The 23,804-nt window shown below is 36.0% G+C and carries 25 protein-coding genes and 2 other annotated features; of the genes, 12 read left to right on the forward strand and 13 right to left on the reverse strand.

Going from position 1 to position 23,804, the window contains the following annotated elements:
- Positions 1–28 precede the first annotated feature (28 nt).
- Positions 29–1,228: an ABC transporter permease gene (locus tag AB1279_RS20065; protein ID WP_429760625.1), complete on the forward strand. Its 1,200-nt coding sequence runs from the start codon at positions 29–31 to the stop codon at positions 1,226–1,228.
- Between the two features lie 241 nt (positions 1,229–1,469).
- The gene (locus AB1279_RS20070) at positions 1,470–2,042 is read left to right on the forward strand and encodes a manganese efflux pump (RefSeq protein ID WP_429760626.1); all 573 of its coding nucleotides are present in this window, start codon (positions 1,470–1,472) and stop codon (positions 2,040–2,042) included.
- Between the two features lie 96 nt (positions 2,043–2,138).
- Here the strand turns inward: AB1279_RS20070 and AB1279_RS20075 are convergent, their stop codons facing one another.
- From AB1279_RS20075 to AB1279_RS20085, 3 genes are all read right to left on the reverse strand, one after another.
- Positions 2,139–2,684 (reverse strand): GNAT family N-acetyltransferase, encoded by a 546-nt coding sequence (locus tag AB1279_RS20075; protein WP_429760627.1) that lies wholly within the window; start codon positions 2,682–2,684, stop codon positions 2,139–2,141.
- Between the two features lie 15 nt (positions 2,685–2,699).
- Complete coding sequence (locus tag AB1279_RS20080) at positions 2,700–3,245, reverse strand: N-acetyltransferase family protein (RefSeq protein ID WP_429760628.1); 546 nt, start codon at positions 3,243–3,245, stop codon at positions 2,700–2,702.
- Positions 3,246–3,320: 75 nt separating this feature from the next.
- A complete protein-coding gene (locus AB1279_RS20085) occupies positions 3,321–4,580 on the reverse strand; it encodes an MDR family MFS transporter (RefSeq protein ID WP_429760629.1) in 1,260 nt (419 codons plus the stop codon).
- A 104-nt stretch (positions 4,581–4,684) separates the two neighbouring features.
- On the opposite strand from AB1279_RS20085, the gene AB1279_RS20090 reads away from it, so the two are divergent.
- Positions 4,685–6,421 carry an ABC transporter substrate-binding protein gene (locus tag AB1279_RS20090; protein WP_429760630.1) on the forward strand — a complete coding sequence of 579 codons (1,737 nt, stop codon included), beginning with the start codon at positions 4,685–4,687 and terminating at the stop codon, positions 6,419–6,421.
- 6 nt (positions 6,422–6,427) lie between these two features.
- Here AB1279_RS20090 and AB1279_RS20095 read toward each other — a convergent pair whose 3' ends face one another.
- Positions 6,428–6,925 (reverse strand): Lrp/AsnC family transcriptional regulator, encoded by a 498-nt coding sequence (locus AB1279_RS20095; RefSeq protein ID WP_429760631.1) that lies wholly within the window; start codon positions 6,923–6,925, stop codon positions 6,428–6,430.
- Positions 6,926–7,193: 268 nt separating this feature from the next.
- Between AB1279_RS20095 and AB1279_RS20100 the strand changes: the two genes are divergently transcribed.
- Positions 7,194–8,123 carry a DMT family transporter gene (locus tag AB1279_RS20100; protein ID WP_429760632.1) on the forward strand — a complete coding sequence of 310 codons (930 nt, stop codon included), beginning with the start codon at positions 7,194–7,196 and terminating at the stop codon, positions 8,121–8,123.
- A 183-nt stretch (positions 8,124–8,306) separates the two neighbouring features.
- Here the strand turns inward: AB1279_RS20100 and AB1279_RS20105 are convergent, their stop codons facing one another.
- Together AB1279_RS20105 and AB1279_RS20110 are read right to left on the reverse strand one after the other, a co-directional pair.
- Positions 8,307–9,440 carry a hypothetical protein gene (locus AB1279_RS20105; protein WP_429760633.1) on the reverse strand — a complete coding sequence of 378 codons (1,134 nt, stop codon included), beginning with the start codon at positions 9,438–9,440 and terminating at the stop codon, positions 8,307–8,309.
- A gap of 309 nt (positions 9,441–9,749) precedes the next feature.
- Complete coding sequence (locus AB1279_RS20110) at positions 9,750–10,112, reverse strand: MerR family transcriptional regulator (RefSeq protein ID WP_429760634.1); 363 nt, start codon at positions 10,110–10,112, stop codon at positions 9,750–9,752.
- Between the two features lie 108 nt (positions 10,113–10,220).
- Here AB1279_RS20110 and AB1279_RS20115 point away from each other — a divergent pair, with 108 nt between their 5' ends.
- A complete protein-coding gene (locus AB1279_RS20115) occupies positions 10,221–10,982 on the forward strand; it encodes an SDR family NAD(P)-dependent oxidoreductase (RefSeq protein ID WP_429760635.1) in 762 nt (253 codons plus the stop codon).
- Between the two features lie 91 nt (positions 10,983–11,073).
- On the opposite strand, the gene AB1279_RS20120 is transcribed toward AB1279_RS20115, so the two are convergent.
- On the reverse strand, positions 11,074–12,201 hold the full coding sequence (locus AB1279_RS20120) for a cation:proton antiporter (RefSeq protein ID WP_429760636.1): 1,128 nt from the start codon (positions 12,199–12,201) through the stop codon (positions 11,074–11,076).
- A 316-nt stretch (positions 12,202–12,517) separates the two neighbouring features.
- Between AB1279_RS20120 and AB1279_RS20125 the strand changes: the two genes are divergently transcribed.
- Positions 12,518–13,921 (forward strand): amino acid permease, encoded by a 1,404-nt coding sequence (locus AB1279_RS20125; protein ID WP_429760637.1) that lies wholly within the window; start codon positions 12,518–12,520, stop codon positions 13,919–13,921.
- A 47-nt stretch (positions 13,922–13,968) separates the two neighbouring features.
- Here AB1279_RS20125 and AB1279_RS20130 read toward each other — a convergent pair whose 3' ends face one another.
- The 3 genes from AB1279_RS20130 to AB1279_RS20140 form a co-directional block, all read right to left on the reverse strand.
- A complete protein-coding gene (locus AB1279_RS20130; RefSeq protein WP_429760638.1) occupies positions 13,969–14,169 on the reverse strand; it encodes a hypothetical protein in 201 nt (66 codons plus the stop codon).
- 86 nt (positions 14,170–14,255) lie between these two features.
- Complete coding sequence (locus tag AB1279_RS20135; protein WP_429760639.1) at positions 14,256–14,858, reverse strand: DedA family protein; 603 nt, start codon at positions 14,856–14,858, stop codon at positions 14,256–14,258.
- Between the two features lie 11 nt (positions 14,859–14,869).
- Positions 14,870–15,148 (reverse strand): YkvA family protein, encoded by a 279-nt coding sequence (locus tag AB1279_RS20140; RefSeq protein ID WP_429760640.1) that lies wholly within the window; start codon positions 15,146–15,148, stop codon positions 14,870–14,872.
- Between the two features lie 423 nt (positions 15,149–15,571).
- On the opposite strand from AB1279_RS20140, the gene AB1279_RS20145 reads away from it, so the two are divergent.
- Positions 15,572–16,393: a Ku protein gene (locus AB1279_RS20145; RefSeq protein WP_429760642.1), complete on the forward strand. Its 822-nt coding sequence runs from the start codon at positions 15,572–15,574 to the stop codon at positions 16,391–16,393.
- Between the two features lie 84 nt (positions 16,394–16,477).
- Here the strand turns inward: AB1279_RS20145 and AB1279_RS20150 are convergent, their stop codons facing one another.
- Both AB1279_RS20150 and AB1279_RS20155 read right to left on the reverse strand, forming a co-directional pair.
- Entirely contained in the window at positions 16,478–17,257 is a 780-nt protein-coding gene (locus AB1279_RS20150; protein WP_429761508.1) for a DUF2935 domain-containing protein, read from the reverse strand.
- Between the two features lie 96 nt (positions 17,258–17,353).
- On the reverse strand, positions 17,354–17,743 hold the full coding sequence (locus tag AB1279_RS20155) for a lactoylglutathione lyase (RefSeq protein ID WP_429760643.1): 390 nt from the start codon (positions 17,741–17,743) through the stop codon (positions 17,354–17,356).
- 107 nt (positions 17,744–17,850) lie between these two features.
- Between AB1279_RS20155 and AB1279_RS20160 the strand changes: the two genes are divergently transcribed.
- Genes AB1279_RS20160 through cotJC form a run of 3 tightly spaced genes read left to right on the forward strand, consistent with a single transcriptional unit; the run spans position 17,851 to position 18,920 of the window.
- Positions 17,851–18,066: a spore coat associated protein CotJA gene (locus tag AB1279_RS20160; protein ID WP_098308201.1), complete on the forward strand. Its 216-nt coding sequence runs from the start codon at positions 17,851–17,853 to the stop codon at positions 18,064–18,066.
- A gap of 20 nt (positions 18,067–18,086) precedes the next feature.
- Positions 18,087–18,338, forward strand: coding sequence for a spore coat protein CotJB (locus tag AB1279_RS20165; protein WP_377885167.1), 252 nt, complete (start codon positions 18,087–18,089; stop codon positions 18,336–18,338).
- Positions 18,339–18,350: 12 nt separating this feature from the next.
- The gene (gene cotJC, locus AB1279_RS20170) at positions 18,351–18,920 is read left to right on the forward strand and encodes a spore coat protein CotJC (protein ID WP_098308199.1); all 570 of its coding nucleotides are present in this window, start codon (positions 18,351–18,353) and stop codon (positions 18,918–18,920) included.
- A gap of 270 nt (positions 18,921–19,190) precedes the next feature.
- Here cotJC and trpB read toward each other — a convergent pair whose 3' ends face one another.
- Positions 19,191–20,387: a tryptophan synthase subunit beta gene (gene trpB, locus AB1279_RS20175; protein ID WP_429760644.1), complete on the reverse strand. Its 1,197-nt coding sequence runs from the start codon at positions 20,385–20,387 to the stop codon at positions 19,191–19,193.
- A 76-nt stretch (positions 20,388–20,463) separates the two neighbouring features.
- Positions 20,464–20,728, reverse strand: a binding site (T-box leader).
- A gap of 538 nt (positions 20,729–21,266) precedes the next feature.
- Here trpB and AB1279_RS20180 point away from each other — a divergent pair.
- Together AB1279_RS20180 and AB1279_RS20185 are read left to right on the forward strand one after the other, a co-directional pair.
- Positions 21,267–21,857, forward strand: coding sequence for a DUF2441 domain-containing protein (locus tag AB1279_RS20180; RefSeq protein WP_429760646.1), 591 nt, complete (start codon positions 21,267–21,269; stop codon positions 21,855–21,857).
- A gap of 184 nt (positions 21,858–22,041) precedes the next feature.
- Positions 22,042–22,298: a binding site (T-box leader), on the forward strand.
- Between the two features lie 55 nt (positions 22,299–22,353).
- Positions 22,354–23,712, forward strand: a complete 1,359-nt coding sequence (locus AB1279_RS20185) for an amino acid permease (protein WP_429760647.1) — start codon at positions 22,354–22,356, stop codon at positions 23,710–23,712.
- Positions 23,713–23,804 lie beyond the last annotated feature (92 nt).

Below are 23,804 nucleotides of genomic sequence, written 5' to 3' on the forward strand. Positions count from 1 at the left end.
CTTATAATGAAACAAAGGAGTGATTTCAGTGACAATCGAAACGCTTTGGAATGATCGTTTTCAGCAACATCTACAAAAAGTCACAATGTACTTTGCACGTATTGCAAGCAGTTTAGTTTATAGCTTCCTTTTTCTTCTTAGTGTAGGCGGCTATTATTATGCAAAATTTCTTCGCTCACTTCCACCTAAGTTTGTTGTATTAACCATTGTGACGATTTTACTTACAATTGTACTTACTCGTTCTCCCATTCGGACATTTTTACAAAAACCGGATATCGTATATGTATTGCCACTGGAAGAAAAACTAGCATATTATTTTAGACGCTCTCTTTTGTACAGTTATATCATTCAGCTCTTTCCATTATTATGCGCAGTACTGATCATTACACCTCTTGCAAAGCAGTCATTACATACGACTTCTGCGTTTTTATTCGGAGCTTTTTTCATTCTTGCTCTTATAAAAGGCTGGAATATGTATCTGCATTGGACGCATGGAAGTACAGAATTTGCTCAACTTTGGTTTATCATCCGAATCATCTGCAATGCGACAATTACATATGCACTCTTCCAATTTACTTCTATTACAATCATGGGAAGTCTACTACTTTTAGTAGCCCTTTTATTTTTATATACGATAAACAAAAACACACGGCAAATTCAGTGGGAATATGTAATAGAGCAAGAAGAAAAAATGGACATGCGCTTTTATCAATTTGTTCATTTCTTTACGGATGTACCGCAAGTAAAACAGCAAGTAAAACAAAGAAAATGGCTCACCACTGGGATTGAAACATTACTGCATCAAAAACGATCTCCTTTTTTATATTTGTATAGTTTATCCTTCTTACGCGTGAACGGTTACCTTGGCATTTACATACGATTGACCGTAGTAGGATGCATTGTTTTATACTACATTCCTACGTTCATCGGAAAGGGAATCATCACGTTATGCATCTTATACATATCTGCCTTACAAATTCGTGCCCTTTGGAATTATTTTTCGGGAAATAGTATTGTAGCATTGTATCCAGTTTCGCTTATAGAACGAAAACACGCTTTTATTACGCTTGTATTTCTAGTGACAACCATGCAGCTAATGTTCTTTTCAATTATGATTCTACTTATTACGGCTCATCTCTTATTTACACTCTTACTACTAGGTGGAAGTATCCTTTTTATTCATTTCATTGTTCTAAAAAAAGCAAAAGTATATATTTCTACTTTATAAGTTCCGTCTCCATATTTACACCTTATCTAAGCAAGCTATATGGCTACTATCGCAAAACCGCGCATAGTAGCCTTTTTCTATTTTCTAGGCACCAATTCCATAACCTCCTCATATAGTAAGAACAGATTTATTCCTCGGTAAAACGCCGCCGCAATATTCAGGGGAATGGAAAGAAAAAGTTCAGTGGGAAATAAAAAAACTCACTCATGGAAGTTTCACTTTATTTTTTGGAGGTTTTCCTATGCATTGGTTATCCATTTTACTTATCGGAATTGGAGCAAACTTAGACAATTTGGGGATCGGTTTATCTCTTGGAATGAAAAAAATGCGCATTACAGTAATGGCTAATCTCTTTATTGCTATTATCTCTATGTGCGCTGTATATCTTTCCGTTGTAGCTGGTTCATTTATTTCGCAATATATCTCTAAAGATGCCGCAAATATAAGCGGCTGCATTCTCCTTATTGGTCTAGGTGCATGGACTATCTTATCTGAATACTTATCACGCCCCTCTCCTGTACTTCAAAATCCAGAGCAAGTAGACAAAGATGCTAATCATACAATTTCTTGGAAAGAATCTTTTTACTTAGGAATTATTTTATCTCTTAATTGTATTACGATGGGGTTTGGCGGTGGAATGAGTGGACTTTCTCCCATTTGGACTGCAGTATCTGTTGGATTCTTTTCATTCGTTTCCATTATGATTGGTTCGCAGTCTGGATATAAGCTGTCACAAACATTCATTGGCAAATACTCAAATGTTTTATCCGGCCTTTTACTCATTGTAATTGGTGTATATGAATTTTTCGCATGACCAGAAAATAAAAAGAATCCATTTTGGTCAAAATGGATTCTTTTTATATCGAACATTGCCGAAGGGTCTTTATTTTCTACCAAAGCACCAATAAACTTAATTCCGAGTAAAAGCGGTAGTTGGAAGCAAGGAGTAAACGTTCGTGTCATATGGAACATTATTTTGATACATATAATTTCTAAGAACGCCTTCATTTTGAAAGCCTAGTTTTGTTAGTAACACATTAGATGCTTTATTTTCTGTAAAAACAACTGCTCCAATACGAGTTAATTCAAGCTCAGTAAATCCATATGATATAACCTTTAAAACTGCTTCAGTAGCATACCCTTTCCCCCAGTGCTCAGGTAAAAGTGCATAAGCTATTTCAGCTCTCTTATGTTCAGAAGACCAGTCATGAAATCCAATCGTTCCAATAATCCCTTCTGTTTCTTTTCTTTCAATTCCCCATTTTATTCCTCGTTTTTCTTTGTAGTTATTTGAAAAGTTTCTAATTATATTTTTCACCTGTTCTAAATCTGTTAATGGATTTTGTCCGTAGTAACGTAATACATCCTCATTCGAAAAGCAATTCAATATCCCTTGTGCATCATCTTCTATTAACTCTCTCAAGATTAGTCTTTCTGTTTCTAGTATAGGAAACATTCTCCCACTCCCCTTTTATCCATGAAATCTCCCCATCAAAATAGTATTATAGTAATTCCCATCCGATAAAACTTTGTCATTTTTCAAGATACCCTCTACTTCAAAACCGTATCCTTCATAAAGGCTTTTCGCTTTCGCGTTCATTTCTAGAACATACAACGTCATTTTCTTAATTCCATTTGCGTCTGCCCAATGAATGGATTCTTTTAAGAGGTTCTTTCCGATTCCATATCCCCAATACTCTTGTAATACGCAGACACCAAATTCTACTTTATGAGCTGTTCTTTTCAATTTATTTCCTACACACCTTGAAAAACCTACAATTCTTCCATTCAGTTCGGCTACTAAAAATAAATTACTAACACTGTCTGTATCCTCTTTAATGATCTTTTTAAAACCAACTTCATCTATGTACGCTTCGCCCTTCTCTCTATCTAAGTTTTCTGTTTCGCCATCTATTTGTAATCGTACTTCGGATAAATTTTTTGCATCCTCTTCCATTGCAGACCTAATCATATAACGTATATTACGAATATAAAATTCTTTTGGGCTAATTTTCATTACAACTACCTCCTATCCGAGCTATTTAACACCTTTAAAAAAAGCCACTTGTCCTCAACACAAGCAGCCTTCTCACTATCCTATCTTCTCTACCTTCTCCCCTTGACGATGATACATATCAACTGCTTTTTTAAATAAAAGAATACTGCTTATCCCTATTAAACAGTACAAGATGCTCATTCCCCAAGAAGCAATAACAGAACCAATCATAATGCCGAGTGTTCCTACCATTTTCGCAATTTGAAAGACCATGCCGTTAATCGCCATATAGGAACTTCTTGCATCATCCCTTGCCATATCCGCCCGAATAGACTGGCTCACTGGAACATACATCATCTCTCCAATGGTTTGGAACAAACCTGCTAGTAATAGAATCCATAGGCTATTACTTGCTCCGAATAGCGTAAATCCAATCGTATATATAAACAGGCCTATATAAAGTACTTTCCTGTCCTGAAAGTGATTCATGATTTTCACAACAAAAGCTGAAAATAAAACAACTAATACAGTATTCTCGGTGGAAATCCAACTTAGCATTCGAATACCTGTTAAATCAAAGTGATTTCCGTTCCATAGTGAAAATGTCATTGTTTCAAATTCTTTCTGCAGACGAACGCCGATATAGTTATTAATTTGAAACTCTAATGATAATGCGCATATGCTTGCCAAGCACAATATGATAAATGCTCGGTCTTTTACGACAACTCGGTAATTGTTTACCATATCTTTTAATACGTTTTTCTTTTCTGCTTTCTTTTCAACTACATATACTTCTTCCATATACACTGTAATTAAATACAGTGTTAATAACGCAATGCCTGTCAGCAGCATAAATAATTGGAATCTATAGTGTTCAAAAAGAAGTCCTCCGAAAATTGCACCAATGGCGATAGATAAATTGATTGCCCAGTAATTAATACTGTACATCATTTTTCGATTTTCCGGTGTACTTACATCAATTAACATTGCTTCTGTTGCTGGATTCATTACACCGGAACCGATGCTGTTTATAAGTAAAAAGACAAATGTGAGCCAAGGTGAATCTATATAATCTGAGTTCACAACCCCCATGCAAGCAATAGAGACTACTTGAATTACCTGCCCAATAATCATGACCTTTTTCCGCCCTAATGTATCAGCAATATAACCTCCATATAGGCCAACGATCAGTGAGGCAATGACATTTAATAACAATAAGAACCCCGCTAATGCTGCTCCTAATTTTACAGAAAAGTAAATTGCCATAAACGGAAAAATCATTGTTCCTACTGTCCGAGTTAAAAAGGATGTAATAATTCTAATTTTAATGTTGCGATGCATAGACCAAAATCCCATCTGTTTCCCCCTCCTTCTGTTTCTTCATTTTACTTTGAAAAAGTGGAAGAAAAAGGTTAAAATATTCTGAAGAGTTTCCCCTTTTAGAAAAAGGAGATGTAAACATGAAAATTATGGACCACTATATTCGGCTAAGACTTTCCTTTCCAAATGAACAACATATTCAAAATAGTCTCCAAGAATTGGCTGCTATCTTATTTTGCAGTACAAAAAATGTGAAGATTTTACTAAAAAAAATGAGTGAAGAAAAACTGATTGAATGGATACCAGGAAGAGGCCGGGGAAATAAAACAGAAGTTCACTTCCTGCAAACATTTGGAGAAGCGATTTTACCGCATGTTGAAGAACTTTTAAAAAATGAGAAGTTAAAGGAAGTATTTTTATTATTGAAAGAACCGCTGCCTTTCTTACTACGAGAAAAGATAGAAGAGCGATTAAACACTTATTTTGGACATACAACTTCAGATGATTTATATGATGTATTAAAAATTCCATATAAACGAAAATTACTGCCGATTGATCCGGCATTTGCTGCCGTTACAACTGAAAGTCATCTTATTAGCCAAATCGTTGACACATTGGTGAGATATAACGAAGAAACAGATACATTCGAGCCGCATTTAGCACATACGTGGGAAATTAGTGAAGATCAATTGACGTGGACATTTTATTTACGAAAAGGGGTTCGTTTCCACCACGGCAAAACATTATCGGGAAAAGATGTAATCTTCTCCTTCGAAAGACTACAAACCATTCACTCACCTTTTACTTGGTTAACAGATGAAATTACTTCAATGGACACTCCTTCTCCTTTGCAGGTAGTGTTTCATTTACGAAAACCAAATCGTTTTTTTCTACATTACATAAGCTCTGTACAATTATCGATTTTACCGCATGACGTAATAATCCAAAATCACCAGTATATTGGTACGGGTCCCTTTAAAATCAAAAGCTTCACCGAAGATCACATTATCTTAGAAGCATTTCCCGATTATTTTAAAGAACGGGCACTGCTGGATCGAATTGAATTTTGGCTCGTTCCAGAACAGTCCAATATACAAACAAATTACGTATTACCGAATATGAGATGTGAAGAAGAAAAAGCGGTGGAAACAGAAGAAATCGGCTGTATATACGCAGCATTTAATTTTCAAAAAGACGGCCCGCAGCATGATATTTACTTCCGAAAAGCATGGGCAGAAATAATGGACCCTACATCATTAATTCAAGACCTCGGCGGGAAACGTACGATACCAGCTCATAGCTTCTTTCCTGATAAGAGCCGAACAATGTATAAAGAAACATCTTTATCTAAGGCAAAAGAATATTTACAACAAAGTACGTATAATGGAGAGACTATACACATCTATTTCTTTGCCTTTAAAGGCAGTGAGCACGATGCGATCTGGTTACAAAAACGTTGCGAACCACTTGGCATACGTTTACAGTTGCACCCATTTCCAATCACCGATTACTTTAACGAAGATATTACAAAACAAGCTGATATCATTTTAACAGGAGAAGTTCTCGATGCAGATCTTGAAATGGCCTTTTTACATATATTCAAAAATAAAAGCTGTTTTGTTCATCGATTTAGACATCCACATCTTCAAAAACAAATTGATAAACTGCTCGATCAATTTGTAGCAGAACCAAGTAAAGAAAAACGATACAACTTAATATACGAAATAGAAAAAATCCTTAGGGATCAATACCTTCTTGTCTTTTACTATCATGTCTTAAAAAGAAGAAGTTTCCCTTCCTCTTTGCAAAATGTCACCATTGATTCTTTCGGATGGACAGACTTTGCAAAACTGTGGATTCGTCCCCATACACAATAGGCGGAGCTAAACAGCTCCGCCATCTTTTTCGCTCTGCAGAGGCAATACAGTAGAATACTTAATTTCTCGCAGTGCTAAACTCGTTTGAATTCTCGTAATACCGAGCATATTTAATTTACGAATAAAACGTTCTAGCTCGCTTCGATCTCGGTGTACAACTTTTAAAATATAATCATACTCCCCCGTCAAACAATGACATTCTAATACTTCTGGCATTTCGTTCATGGCCTTCTCTAACACTTCCAGCTTCTCCGCTTGATGAATATTTGTACTGACAAAAATAAAGCATAATAAACCAAATCCCAATTTCTCTTGATTTAAAATCGCTACTTGCCGGTTAATAAACCCTTCACTTTCTAATCGTTTCACCCGTGCATGCGTAGCTGGCGGTGAAAGATTCACGCGGCGTGCAACCTCAGCGTTACTAAGCTGCCCTTCTTGTTGCAGCACATCTAAAATTTGTATATCTAAATCATCTAACCCTTTGCGAACTACATGTTCCATTTCCAATCTCCTTTTTTACAACAAACGATTATTCACCAAAACATATAACAACTGTACTTAAAATGAATAAAATTCTGCTAAATAACACAACAACTTTACATTATTTCGAATTTTATTAATTATACAAAATAACATATATGACAAACAAGAAAAATGCTACAATTTACATAGTTTACAGTATATATCCTACCACCGTGCACAGTGGCTGTCTTTCATCAAATGGGCAATGCGCAAGCCCTACTTTCTTGTAAAGGAGCTAACTCATATTATGCCTTATGTCATTTTATTACTCATCACAAGCTTATTGTGGGGCGGAAATTTCGTAGTGGGAAAATCCCTTGTCGGGCACGCTTCCCCTATGACACTTACTACTCTTCGGTGGATTATTGCAGTCATTTGTCTGTTCCCCATTGTATGGTTGAAAGAAAAGAAACTTTTTCCACCAAAAGATGCAATTCTCCCTTTATTTCTTATGGGGGTTACTGGCGTTGTTTTCTTTAACATTTTTCAGTTTTGGGCATTAGAGCATACATCAGCAACAAATGTTGGTCTTATTTCTACATTAAATACGATTTCTATCGCTGTTTGTTCAGCTTTATTTTTAAAAGAAAAAATTAATATATTTCAAATTACATCTATGATTGTCTCATTTTTCGGCGTTACTCTCGTTCTTTCAAAAGGGAAAATAGATACATTGTTTTCCTTACATTTTAATATAGGTGATTTATGGATGATGGCTGCGGTATGTGTATGGGGAATCTATTCAGTTTGCAGTAGATGGGCAACGAAAAAGACGACACCACTGATGTCTACCTTATATTCTGGTACCTTTGGTATCATCATACTCGTTCCTTTTAACATCTCTCATTTTACTATTTCAAATATGAACGCTTCATTCTTAGGATCCATTATGTATACAGGCGTTATCTCAACTGTGTTATGTATGGTTTTTTGGAATATCGGTGTCCAAAAATTAGGTGCGACTACTTCAGGTATTTTCTTAAATTTCAATCCTATTTTCACTGCTATTTTAGCGTTTCTATTATTAGGTGAACAAATGACATGGATTCAAGTTGTCGGAAGTATGATTGTTATTGCAGGATGTTATTTATTTTCACACTTTAAATCTCATGCGATTTCTAAACAAGAATATACAACGACGCAACATACAAACACTCCCCTAGCACGGAGTAACTAATGACAAAGAAATCCCCCGCTTTCCTTTAAAGAATAAAGCAGCGGGATTTAGAGTTATATAAAACGCAATGAAAAAAGACTTCAGTATAACCGAAGTCTTTTTTCTTCATAAATCCTCAAAAAATTTGTATAAAACAGCTATTTTTATAGAATTTCATTTTCAACAAAAAGAAGCTATTATATTTTAATTTAGTAATTGGCCTGTTCCTGAGAAATAATATTTCTTCCCATCTACATATACTGGCCCAAAAGCAGCTTGTCCAGAAGGCATAAAATAATACCATTTATTTTGATCATATACCCAGCCAGTCGCCATTTCGCCTGATGCATAAAAATAGTAAGATTTATAGTTTATAGTTTTAAGACCTACTGCCATTTCGCCAGACGGATTTAAATAGTACCACTTTCCACTTTCGTATATCCAACCTGTTTGCATTTCACCAGATGTGTTTAAATAATACCATTTATTTTTATCTTGAATCCATCCCTTTGCCATTTCTCCTGATGCATTTAAATAGTACCATTTACCACCATATTGGAACCATCCTGTTTTCATCTCTCCAGACGGATTTAAATAATACCATTTGTTTTGATTGTATATCCAACCAACTGCCATTTCGCCGGACGGATTCATATAATACCATTTATTCTCATCTTCAACCCAACCAGTCATCATTTGTGCTGTGTTTGGATCAAAATAATACCATTTGCCTTCAATAGACCGCCAATTTCTTATATAATAATAATAATCGTCGTAAGGATTCAACACATAGTACCATTTATCTTCGTCCAATAACCAACCTTCAAAATGCATAGACGGATTTAAAATTTTAAATTGCATGACATCTGAATATTCATCTGCATTCGCATCAGGACTAACTCCAAAACGCGCGTAAATGTATAAATCATTCTCAAAATCTTTTTCCTCAAATGTAAAATGATACATTATGGGATCTTCTTCTCCAGATGTGAATTTACTCTCTGTTATGTATTCTAACGAACCATTTTCCTTTTCGCGAAACAGTTCCATTACATAATTCCTATCTCGAGAGGCAACGTCTCTATGATCTACTTCTATATCAATCGAATTCTTATCTGCCACCCAAGATGCTAATTTATGTTCATTCCCCTTGCTGTCTATTAAATTCCCAAGATATACACCATTCGGAGCAAGCGGATAATATTGCGAATTAAATATACTCTCTTCTTCATCTACATTCACCTGTTGTACAGAATCACTCATCGCCTGTGAATATGTAGGAAGAGAAAAAGTGAAGTAGATTGAAGCAATTAAAAACAGTAAAAAACAACTTTTCATTTAATCAATTCCTTTCTATATAATCTTATCTTTTTAGTTCGCCTTATTATAAAATCGCAAGATTTTCCTGTCTATAAATTTTCCTCAGGTAAAATTTAACACAAAATGAAACTTCCTTATAATCTAAAACAGTTCCTAAACAAAAATATACACCCCCGCAGCATACAAGTACTAACTTTGCACGTAGTAGCTAAAATATTAAATATGCCAAATAAATCCCGCCACTTCTCTTTAAAGAATGAAGTGACGGGATTTCAAATTATATAGAGCGCAGTACACTTAATTTATTTTCTCTTATAGAACCTGCGTCTAATCTTGTTTACTGATGAAATCTTTGTAAGCGGAAATTTTATACTCAAGCATCTCATCCGCGGCTTTTAACGTTCTGATTTGTTCCTGAATAGAGTGTTTATGTTCTTCTAAAAGGTTTAATCGCTCTGTTGTAGTATGATCTCCTTCTAATGCTAATGAAGCATACTTCTTTATTTTCGCGATGGGCATTTGTGTTTCTTTTAACTTGATAACAAATTGCAGCCATTTCATATGCGAGTCGTTATATCGTCTGTCTCCACTGGCATCACGAACGGGAATTATAATTTTTTCCTTTTCGTAATACCGCAATGTATGCGTGCTTATCCCTAACATTTTAGCCACTTCACCAATAGTGTGCATAAAAAACCTCCACATTAATTTCCTCTTGACTTAGAGTTCACTCTAATCAGTATAATCAGCTCATAGTTCTTGCACAATTAAATTAAATAAAATTCAGGAGGAATTTATATGAAATATACAGTTATTACGGGTGCCAGTTCAGGAATCGGGTATGAAACGGCTCTTGCTTTTGCAGCTCGCGGACAAAACTTAATCCTAGCAGCACGCAGAACGGAGGAATTGGAAAAATTAAAATCAAAAGTGATTGACATTAACGCAGATCTGGATGTTGTCATCCGAACTGTTGATTTATCTGTTACTGCAAATGTTTATGAATTCTACGAAAGTCTTCAGGATTATCAGATTGAGACTTGGATCAACAATGCTGGGTTTGGAAACTTTGCTTCCGTTGGGGAACAAAATTTAAATAAAATTGAGAAGATGCTTCACTTGAATATTGAAGCCTTAACTATTCTGTCCTCTCTTTATGTACGTGACTATGCAAATATTGAAGGAACGCAACTCATCAATATTTCTTCTGGAGGAGGATACGTGATTGTTGCCGATGCTGTGACCTATTGTGCGACAAAGTTCTATGTAAGTGCCTTTACAGAAGGGCTAGCACAAGAATTGAAAGAAAAAGGAGCAGCCATGCAAGCAAAAGTATTAGCTCCTGCTGCAACTGAAACTGAATTTGCTAAACGTTCTTTAGATGCAGATGAGTTTACTTATAAAGGAGCCGTTCCAAAATTTCATACTGCAAAAGAAATGGCCGGATTTATGTTAGATCTTTACGATAGCGAGAAGGTACTTGGAATTGTGGATGGAGAAACGTATAAATTCGAATTAAGAGATCCCATTTATCCGTATGTGACACGGACAAGAAAATAGTTTTTAAAATCACCGATTTCCGGTACGTTAAGAAATCAGTAATTCTTAATAGTGGTAATAACAGAGTGCTGTCATTACCACTATTACACTCTCAAACAAAATACTTCTTCAACAAAGGCGGCGTGATAATCGTTGTCAAAATAACAACAATCACAATCGCCGTAAAATTCTCTTTCGCTAACAGATTCGCAGTCAATCCGTTAGAAGCGATAATAAGTGCCACCTCTCCCCTTGATACCATTCCCGCTCCAATACTAATAGAGGATCGTAAATCAAATCCCGTTAATCTTGCGCCAAGTCCTGAACCGACTAATTTTGTTACTATAGCAATAATGGTCATAATGACAATGAACCATATTTGGTTTCCTAATCCTTGAAAGGTAATTTCCATTCCGATACTAACGAAAAAGACGGGAACAAAAATCGCATACGCAATTGGCTCAATTTTACGTTCTACTTCATGCTTATATGAAGTTTGTGAAATTGCGATTCCGGCAGCGAATGCCCCAATAATTCCGGCAATCCCCATGATTTCACTATAATAAGCGAATGAAAAACAAATAATGAGCGCTGCACTAATTAGCGACTCTGAAACACGAAGCGGTGACAATACTTTCATAATGAAAGGGACACCTTTCCAGCTAATTAGGAAAATAGTAACAAAAAAGATGACTTTCTTCGCGATTATGAGCGTTACATTCACATCTTGTGAACCGAGAAAACTCATCACAAATGCTAACAATATAACAACGATCACATCATCAAATACAGCTGCTCCTAAAATCGTTGTACTTTCCCTCGTATTCATTTTCCCAAGATCTCGCAATGTTTGAACAGAAATACTAACGGACGTAGCGCAAAGAAGCAGTCCTAAAAAAATTGCATGTGCCTGCGACATTCCAAATAAAAGGCCTGCAACATATCCTCCAATAAACGGAAAGATAATTCCTCCTATTGCTACAGCAAAGGACGATGTAAGATTGCGGTTTAATTCTTCTAAATCTGTTTCAAGCCCCGCCATAAACATAAGAAGCAATACACCAATTGCACTTAATTCATCAATAAGCGCAGAACTATTAATAATGCCAAACATAGCTGGACCAATAACAATTCCAATAATTAATTTTCCTAATACAGCTGGTTGTCCAAGCCGAACACTAATATCACCAGCAAGTTTTGTACAAAGTAAAATGATGACAAGTTCAAAATAAAATAACATAGTATCTACTCCTACATAAAAAATGCATTAATTTCTTACAATAGTGTTTACTTAAGTATGTCGTTTTATTTGTTATACTTTATATTGACTAAATATTCTGAATTATGATAAATTTACTAATGAAATTACATATTTATCCTAAAAATAACGTACAACTGCACCATTCTCCATTTTATTTATACATAATACCATTTCTACTCTCTACTTAGTGCTCTAAGGGGCTACGTTCAAACTTAGCAGTTGTATCTATTTATCCCGTACTAACGGGCAGTAAGACCCCCGCTAATGATTAACCTTATAGAGAGGAGATTGAAATTTGAAAACACTTTTACGAAAGAAACCCCTTACGACCGAAGCACCACGTCAACTCAATCGAACATTAAGTGCCCTTGATTTAACCTTTTTAGGAATTGGAGCTGTTATCGGAACCGGTATTTTCGTTTTAACCGGTATTGTTGCGGCAAAGCACGCTGGTCCTGGTATTATGCTATCCTTTCTACTCGCTGCCTTTACGTGTGCATGCGTCGCTTTTTGCTATGCTGAGTTTTCATCTTCTATCCCAATTTCAGGAAGTGTTTATACATATGCTTATATGACAGTTGGGGAAATTGTTGCTTTCATCATCGGCTGGTGTTTAATGCTTGAATATTTGCTCGCAGTTGCTGCCGTTGCCGTCGGCTGGTCTGGTTATTTACAATCCCTGCTGCTCGGATTTGGGATAAAACTCCCGGCTATCATCGCCTCTGCCCCCGGTATAGGAAAAGGCGGTATCGTTGATTTACCAGCTGTCCTCATTATACTTCTTATTACAACATTATTAAGTAGAGGCATTCGCGAAAGTGCCCGCATAAATAATATTATGGTACTCATTAAACTAGCCGTCATTATTGCTTTTATCGTTGCCGGCGCAAAATATGTAAAACCAGCAAACTGGACACCGTTTCTACCATTTGGTTACGACGGCATTATCGCCGGTGCTGCAACTGTATTCTTTGCTTTTTTAGGCTTTGATGCGATTGCAACTGCTGCCGAAGAAACAAAGAAACCACAGCGCGACTTACCAATTGGAATTATCGGTTCCCTTCTTATTTGTACCGCATTGTATATCATTGTTTCCGTTGTATTAACAGGTATGGTGCCTTATACACAATTAGACGTGACAGATCCAGTTGCTTATGCCTTAAGGTTTGTCGGTGAAGACACGATCGCTAGTTTGCTGGCAGTAGGGGCAATGACTGGAATGACAACTGTTATTCTCGTCGTTATGTATGGACAAGTACGTGTCTCATATGCGATGAGCCGCGATGGATTATTGCCAAAAGCGTTATCTCGCGTAAATAAAAAATTCAAAATCCCTTTAATAAACACATGGATTATGGGGATTGCTGCTGCTGCACTTGCTGGTTTATTAGATCTACATATACTTGCAAATCTTGTAAGCATCGGCACATTAACAGCATTCACGTTCGTTTCCCTAGCGGTACTTATTTTACGAAAAACACATCCAAACTTACCGAGAGCATTCCGAGTGCCATTCGTTCCTATTTTACCAATCGTTGCAATTTGCTGCTGTCTATACTTAATGTTTAACCTTTCAAAAGAAACATGGATTGGATTTGGAGTATGGCTAACAATCGGTTTATGCGTATACTTTTTCTATTCAAAACAAAACAGTAATCTACTCATTGCCAAAACGGATGATGAAAAAAAAGAAGCGTAAAAAAGTAAGCTCGCTATCCTTAGCGAGCTTACTTACGTTTTCCGTCATCACTTCTGTTCTTTCCTCTTTTTCCAAGTTTCAATACTTTCAAAGAAAAAGTTAATAAACAATGCTCCTAGTCCCGCTAATATAAAAGTGACTAAAAAAAGAACCCACAGACTTTTCTCTTGCAAATATTTATATCCGACTAGGAGCACAACAATAATCCATATATATTCAAGAATTCTTTTTATCGCCTTTTTCGACATCTAATCCGCTCCTTATAAACAATATCTATTCTATTTTAACACACTCTCTTTTTCTTTAAAGAACGGTCATCTATAGAGTCTACATATCAATAGTCCGTTCTACTTTTCTTCTTAACCATTTTGAAAATAACCATTCCAATCATAAAAATGAAAACAACTCCTAATATAGGCAACATATACTGATCCACAATAGCACCAGCCTTCTGCCAATGCGGTCCAAGCTTCATTCCAATATAAATATAAAGGGTGGTTACCGGTACCATCGCCACAAATGTGTAGATGGTAAACTGCACAATATTCATTTTCGCCATTCCGCATGGAATCGAAATAAGTGTGCGTACACCTGGAACAAATCGTCCTGTAAATGCTACCACAGGGCCATATTTTGCAAAGAAATGATCCGCTTTTTGAATTTGTTCTTCTCTAATAAAAAAACACTTTCCATATTTAAGTAATAGTGGACGGCCTCCATAATATCCTAAGGCATACAATGTTAATGGTCCTGTTGTTCCCCCAATTGTTCCTGCTAAAACCGCAATCCAAAAACTCATATCGCCTTCATATACCCAGTATCCAACGAGCGGTAATACAATCTCAGCAGGAACAAATTCAAACGTTAAAGCAAAAATAACGCCAAAATAAGAGAATTGCTTTAAGTAATGAATAAAATCTAAAATAAGCTGCTCCATCTATCTTTCTCCTATTCTGCTAATCCATATTTATCCTGCAAATGAACAGGTGCCATCTTAACAATGCGCTGCAAAATAAATAGAATCACCGCTACATCATCCAGCACACCAAAAAACAATAAAAAATCTGGAATGATATCGAACGGAAACATAACATATCCACATAAAAATAAGATAGAAAGTACCTTTTTCTTAAATTCCACATCCTTTGATGTAAAGAATTCAAATAAAAACGGAATAAATTTACGAACTTGGAAGATTAAACGTATTCTTTTCCACAACTTTCTCATATCCTTTCTCCTCTCTCAATCTCCTATTACAGCATACAAAAAGGACCTTTACCAAAATGGTAAAGGTCCTAAAAAGACAATAAGGGGCCTCTACCACGTCTGGTAAAGGTCTCACTAACAACATATTGTTGCTAATAAAGCCGAGGGTTTCTCCCTGTAATGACGACTTTATTATGAAAGTTACTCCCCTTTATACACGTAATTTTATAAGGTCATCTTAAAAGGTTTAATAGAAAATGTCAATGCTTTCTATCACTGCATTAGTTGATTCACCTAAAACTTTGATGAATGAGATACTTAGCGCTATTACTTAGTAACGCTGTCTACTGAAGCGCCTATGTATAAGAAACCTCCATCGCTAGCATAATATGTATATTCATTTTCTTTACATAACAATAATTCTATATAAAGGAGGATATTCTTGTGCATACAATTTGGAAAGGCTCTCTCTCACTTGGGTTATTAAAGATCGGGATTAAATTGTATAGTGCAGTAGAAGAAAAAGATGTTAAGTTACTACACCTTCACAAAGATTGTCTCACCCCTATTAAATATAAAAAGATTGCTCCCGATTGTTCAGATGAAGAAGTAGAAGAAGCAGAAATTGTGAAAGCTTACGAATACGAACCCCATAAATATATTATTTTAGAAGAACAAGAATTAAATGATTTGAAAAAAGAACATGAATTACGAGAAATCCGCATTCTTTCATTTGTTCAACAAGATGAAGTAGATTCTATTTTTTTCGATCGTTCTTATTTTATTGGTCCTACTCCAGGTTCAGAAAAGGCATATTTATTACTAAAAGAAGCGCTTGAACGCACAAATAAGTTAGGACTTGTCCATATTTCCCTTCGTCAAAAACAACATTTAGCAATCATCCGTAATTTTCATCAAGGATTAATGCTGCAAACCATTCACTATTCGGATGAAATACGAAAAGTGGAAAGTATTCCAAATCTGCCGAAACATGAAGAAACACCTTTGCAAAAACAAGAGCTCGTTGCTGCAATGAATCTCATTCACCACCTGACAACTCCCTTTACACCAGAAGAATATACAGATGAATATAGAGAAGCCCTCCTTGACCTCATTGAAGAAAAAATAGAACATGACGAAAAAACTGAAACCATTTTTCCACCTAAAAATATTGTAGATATCATGGCAACATTAAATGCGAGTATTGAACAAACAAAACAACGATCTAAACAAAAGAGCAAGCCCAACAAACGAAAAGCAAAATAAAGTGAAACTTCCATCAGTGGGGGACTTTATTTTACACTGATGGAAATTTCACTATCCAGAAGTAGCGGGATAAATCAGCTACTTCTAAAAAGGAGTACAATTCGGAATTTCTATTCCTGAAGATTGTGCAAGTTTCAACAGATAATAGCACTCTTCTCTTGCCATATGATCCGCTATTCTCGCCGAAAACGAACTTAGTATTTGTTCCGATAACTCTAGTTCTTCCAATTCATGAAGAAAACGCGAAAATAAAGTAAGTTCTAATGAAACATCTTTGGTGAATTTCTTTAAAGCAGGAAAAGATGATAATTCTGTCCGTAAATAACCAGTCATTTCAACCGCTTTTAAATAAAATTGCTCAAAATGTTTTACATATGCTTCACTTTTTTCTTTTAAACGCTTCTCAACAAGGTCTAGTTCGCTAGAAATGGCTCCTGCATGACCGGCTGCATCTGTTAACCATACGAGATGATAATGTAATTCGTGAAAAAGAGGAGGAACTTTACCTTCCATCAAGTTTTTTAGTACTGTTATGTATTCTTCTACTTCATTCACCATATGATTAAGAAATGTAGGAGTAAAATGAATGACGATTTTCCCTTCTAATTGCTTACGAATAATATGCAGTTTAAATTCTCTAATTGCATTCGCTGCCTCATTCGCCTCTTTTGCAAATGAAATTAAGTTGGCATTCTGAAGTTTCGTTGACAAATCACCAAATTTTCGCTCAAAATTCATTGCCTTTTGAATTTCTTCCTTTTCCTTTGGGGCTAAAGCATCTCCTAGAAAGTGTGCGTGATCTTCCAAAACTCTTAGCCAAAATTTATGCTCAAATAAGGCACTTTCTTCATAAGCCCGATCCATCATATTCTTCCCCCTCGCAGCAAACATTCTTTATTATGTATATTCATCAGGCTTTTTTGTATGTGTACCCGAGGCAGAAAAAAACTCTAGAAGATGTTAAGCTAAATTTTCACTCTTCAATTGTGCTTCCAGCTGAATCATATGTTGATCCGGGTCATAAACGGATAGCACTTTTTTCCCCTCTACATAATCTTCCATTTCTGTATACGTTACATGGTAGTAATCTAATTTTTTAAGCAGATTTTCTACCTCACACAATTGCATATTCACTTCTATTTTTGGAAAAATCCCTTCCTCATTCACCGCTTGTTTTCTTTTATTTACAATGCAACAAATTCGCACAGATCCAACATCATACCATACTCCCGGAAAATCTAATTGAGGACGGTGCCTACTAGGCTCCAAACCTAATATCCCCTCATAAAAATATAATGTTTTCTTCAAATCTCTTACCTCTAATAAAACAGAATGTACAACCTTGTCCACAATCCAGCCCCCTTTCGCACCTATTAGTTGTTGTATATGAGTCATAAATAGTAATTATGTGCGAATACAATACATAATATCAGTGTTTCATATAGGAGGTGTGCATATTGGATAAATCTGTGAAATCATATGTACCATTTCACGGTCCTAATGACCCATGTCCACCAATAGGAAAAAAATACTACTTTACTCCGCCGCATTTATATATGGGATTCCAACCACCAAATTTACCGCAATTCCCGCCAAATGAAGCCTTAAAAAAAGGGACGTTGTGGCCTGCTTTATATGATTACTATGAAAACCCATATAAGAAAGGACGGTGAGAAAAATCGTGGCTCAACAAATGCCAGATGAATTTTATAAATGGATGGAAGAACTGCAGGAACTCGATTTTGTATTAGTAGAGCTCACTTTGTATTTAGATACCCATCCTGATGATGTTGCATCAATTAAACAATTTAATGACTTTTCCTATAAACGTAGATTACAAAAACAAAAAATAGAAGAAAAATATGGTCCTCTTCAACAATATGGAAATAGTTATTCAAATGCACCTTGGGAATGGAATAAAGGGCCTTGGCCATGGCAAATGTAAAGGAGCAAACATATGTGGATATATGAAAAAAAATTACAATACCCTGTGAAAGTAAGTACTTGTAATCCAAAGCTTGCGAAATTTTTAATTGAACAATACGGCGGTGCCGATGGCGAATTAGCTGCCGCATTACGCTACTTAAATCAACGCTACACCATTCCAGACAAAGTTGTCGGTTTATTAACAGATATTGGAACAGAAGAATTTGCACATCTCGAAATGATTGCGACAATGGTGTATAAATTAACAAAAGATGCCACACCTGAGCAAATGAAAGAGGCCGGACTTGATGCTCATTATGCTGACCATGATAGTGCCATTTTCTATCACAATGCCGCAGGCGCCCCTTTTACAGCAACATACATACAAGCAAAAGGCGACCCAATTGCAGATTTATACGAAGATATAGCTGCGGAAGAAAAAGCAAGAGCAACCTATCAATGGCTTATTAATATGTCTGACGATCCTGATATAAATGATGGATTACGTTTTCTACGAGAACGCGAAATTGTTCACTCCCTACGCTTTCGGGAAGCAGTCGAAATTTTAAAAGAAGAACGAGATCGACAAATTTATTTTTAAAATGTAACTATGCACATACTAATTATAGTATGTGCATTCTTTATTCCACATTAACGAGCAGTAAGCCCCCCACCTCCAGATTCAGAGAAAAGCAAAGAAAATAGTTTGGGGATAACTGCTAGCATGCGCCCGATTGGTGAGAGCTTTCCATCAGTGGGGATAAGACCTCCAACTGATGGAAGTTTCACTTTACCTTAAAATCTTTTATACTATATGCGCTTTATTATTTTACAAAAGTATTTCGTTGTACTAGAACGAGATACTTTCTTTTTATTTTTCATTTTTATTTGCTAATTCAAATACTTGTTGCACGTCTTTATCGCCGCGACCAGATAAGTTTACAATAATTGTTTGCTCTTTCGATAAAGTAGGTGCAAGCTTCATCGCATACGCTACAGCATGTGAACTTTCAAGTGCAGGAATGATGCCCTCTACTTTTGATAACGCATGAAATGCTGCTAATGCCTCATCATCTGTAATAGATACATATTCTGCACGGCCCGTATCTTTATAATAACTATGTTCAGGACCAACTCCTTGATAGTCTAAACCAGCTGCAATGGAATGCGCCTCAGCAATGTCACCATTCTCATCTTTCATCATATAACATTTAAAGCCATGAATAACTCCCGGCTCTCCCGCTGTTAATGGCGCAGCATGCAGACCTGTTTCAATTCCTTTTCCTCCTGGTTCAACACCAACCATTTTTACTTCTACATCATTATAAAATGGTGCAAATAAACCGATGGCATTACTGCCGCCGCCTACACATGCAACGATATAATCCGGAAGACTATCTTCTTTTTCAAGATGTTGTTGTTTCGCCTCGTATCCAATTACAGATTGAAAATGACGAACAATCGTTGGATACGGATGCGGACCTAATGCAGAACCTAACAAATAAAATGTATTTTCATAATGAGTTGCATAATCTACTAAAGCAGCATCCACAGCTTCTTTTAACGTGCGTCCTCCTTCTTGCACAGCAACCACTTTAGCGCCCAGTAGTTCCATGCGAAATACATTTAACGCTTGGCGCTCTGTATCTAAACCACCCATATAAACCGTACAATCTATGCCAAACATCGCGCATGCTGTTGCTGTTGCAACTCCATGTTGCCCTGCTCCTGTTTCAGCGATAACTCTCTTCGCTCCCATGCGTTTTGCCAATAATATTTGGCCAATTACGTTATTAATTTTATGTGCACCTGTATGATTTAAATCTTCACGCTTTAAATAAATTTTGGCACCACCTAACTGCTCACTTAAACGATTGGCATAATATAACGGATTCGGACGACCTACATATTCCTTTAAATAATATTGAAATTCCGTTATAAACTCTGGATCATCTTTGTACATATCAAAAGCCTCTTCTAAATGCTGTAATGCTTTCTGTAATGGTTCTGGTACAAAGCTTCCTCCATATTCTCCAAAGAAGCCCTCTTTTGCTTGTAATAATTCCATCTTTTTATCCTCCCTTTCAAAGTAAAAACGATGAGAATTTGAGCAATAAAAAAGCCCTCTACATACCTATTGGTATGTAGAGGGCGATATATTACGATACCGTGGTGCCACCTCTATTGATCTTCTATCCTGCTAGAATAAAAGAATCCACTTTTATTGGATACGGAATGTCACATTCGATATCCTCATCCTTGTAACGGCGGAACCCGGGTCGCATACTCCAACTGTTTCAACGTACCTCTCGTAAGCCCATTCCCTATGATCTGTCGTACTGGTTCACACCATTCCCAGCTCTCTGCAACGCCTCAACTATAGGTACTCTTCTTACTCATCGATTTTTACTTATTTAGATTTGATTTTGATTATATATAGCTTGTAATGCAGTGTCAACTAAAACAGAATGACAAGAATCTACATTATTTTAACATAACAATAGTTCTCGCAATTCGAATACATCTGGTAAGATCATTTATTTTTTTATAACGCTGTTTTTTTAAATATCGTTGTATTAAGCAAATGTTTTATAACAATAGTACAATTAAAATAAAGTGAAACTTCCGTCAGTGGGGGTTTTCTTCATCCCACACTGACGGAAAGCTCTCACCAATCGAGCTTTTACGGGCAGTTATCCCCCACCTATCTTCTGTAGAAAAGCGGAAGCGGCTCGCCCAGAATCGCAGGACGTTGGAGCACCCGACAGAGAGGCGCTTTTCGCCTCGTCCGAGGGGGCGAAACGACCGGAGATTCTAGCCGCTAGAGCTGGACAACGCTTTTCTCTGAATCTGAGGTGGAGGTCTTACTGCCCGCGAATAGCGGGATAAACGGCAATCAGTGTAACACCCAACCATTTGCGGCTACTAATGAAATAGGAGGCAGATTATGAAAGAAAACGAATTGTACGCTTATCATATTGTTACCAGAAAGAAAATGAGTCTTGGGCAGATAATCAACTTTGATAAGAACCAAAACAATACCTTATACCATTTCTTCTTTGAGAGGGAACAATTGAATTCAAAAGGCGAAGACTTTATTCAAATTTTTCAAGATCATTATACAAATGAAGGCTTGAACTTGAATAAAGAGGATTCCGAGGTAGCTATTCAATATATAGACCAAACAATCAGAGCTATTAGGGAAGTGATAGTAGAAATGGTTAGACTGCAGGAATGTCCTGAATATCCTTCAAGGTTATCTTGCTTATACGCTGCGAAAAGCTATGAAGACGCATTGAAATGGAAAGAGTTATTTGACTCTTACAATCGTAAAGTTTTACAGATTGTGAAACTACGAGTTATTGGGAATTCTTTCGAGGGAGATGGAAAACTTTTACCAAAGGAAGATGGAATTCCTTTCTCTCAAAAAATTGAACAAGCTAAAGAATATTGGAAAGGTAATGTAAAAAACGAGCTTCCTGAGCTATTGATTAACGGAAAAATTGAAGTGGTAGAAATTATTAATGATTTCTCATAAGCCAGTAAATTATCTTAAAGAAAAATTAAAATATAAAAGTCCTAAATCCTTCTCACAATGTGAGAGTTCCTTTATTTACCTTTGATTCTGAAGTATATAAAATTTCATAAAATTCTTGACATACAAATTTTCTTTCTATATATTAATCCATAACATTAACAAAACATCTTATAAGACAGACATAATAAACACAATGATTAGGAGTAGTAGAAGAATTCTCATGATGTGCAGAGAGCTGTGGGGTGGTGGAACACAGTCACATGAAACTTCGAACTCGCCTAGGAGTGGAAAAGCTGAACAAAGTAAGATATGTTAGGCTTTTACGGTTGATTTACGTTATAAAATTTAGCATAAATAATGTGCAAAAAGCTGGATTTCCCTGTATGTGAGGAAGTCAATAAGAGTGGTACCGCGGTAGGTTCTAGGCCCATCGTCTCTTCAAAGAGATGATGGGCCTTTTTATATATTTACAACATAGAGAGGAAGGGAAAATCATATGACAAATAAACAAGAAAGTTTAACACGTACAATAACAGCGCGCCATATTATGATGATGGCCCTAGGCGGGACTATAGGAGCTGGTCTGTTTAAAGGAAGTAGTACAGCTATCGATATGGCAGGACCATCGGTAATTATTGCCTATTTATTTGGAGGAATAATCTTAATGTTTGTCATGAAAGGCATGGCTCACATGGCATTAGAAAATCGACAAGCTAGAACATTTCGAGATTTAATCCAACCCGTTCTAGGTAAATATGCAGGATATTTTTTAGATTGGATTTATTGGAAAATGTGGGTACTAAATATAGCTGCAGAATCATTAGTAGCAGCTACATTCCTTCAATATTGGTTTCCAAATATACAAATTTGGATTTTAGCTTTCATCGTTTCTATCGCTGTTACTATAGTAAATTTATTTTCAGTGAAACTATTCGCAGAAACAGAATATTGGCTTGCCTTATTAAAGATTACTGTCATTGTATTATTTATTGTATTTGGTTTTATTGTTCTACTCGTTCCATTTCAAACTCATACTGCAATAGGATTTTCTAATCTATCATCACACGGTGGATTTTTTCCAAACGGTATGCATGGATTAATTTCAGCTATGCTAGTCGTAATCTATTCATATGGTGGAGCCGAAATGATAGGTGTCACTTTAGCGGAAACGAAAAATCCTGAAAAAGCTATACCAAAGGCTGTAAGAGGAACACTAATTCGAATTATTTCTTTTTACATTTTACCTTTCTTTATCATAGTCAGTTTGATTCCATGGAATCAAGTAAATGGGGTTCCAGAAAGTCCGTTTGTAATGGTATTTAAAGCTATAGGAATTCCATATGCGGATCACGTTATGAATGCAATTATCCTATTAGCCATTATCTCTTCCATGAATGCTGGATTATACGCATCTTCACGTATCGTATATACACAAGCACAAGATGGACAACTTCCAAAAATATTTACAAAATTATCTCGAAAAAAGGTCCCTGTTTATGCAATCCTAGCTTGTACATCTTCTTTATATGTAGGGGTGCTTATCTCTTTATTCGCCGGAAGCAAAACGTTTAACTATTTAATGGGGTCTCTTGCGTATACAGTATTATGCATTTGGATTATTATTACGCTAGCGTATTTGAAAATTCGTGTGCAACAATGGAAGCAAAATACCTATTCAGCTCGCTATTTTCCTTATACAACATTCGTATCTCTTTTAATTTTAATTTCCATATTAGTAAGTGTAGTTGCTACTACTTCTATAATGGTAACAATTATCACATTTTGTATTTATTTATTGATTACCTTGATTTATTTCAAAGCTTCTTCTCGTTTCACCATGAAACAAGCTGCTTAATGGAGTGGGCGTTCCCCGTCAAGGAGCAAAATTCTATTTCACGTTCAAATTAGAATTTTAACTGAGTGAATAGAAACTGAGAAAAAAGAAAT

The organism is Bacillus sp. S14(2024), assembly GCF_050473785.1.
Taxonomy (GTDB): Bacteria; Bacillota; Bacilli; order Bacillales; family Bacillaceae_G; genus Bacillus_A; species Bacillus_A yunxiaonensis.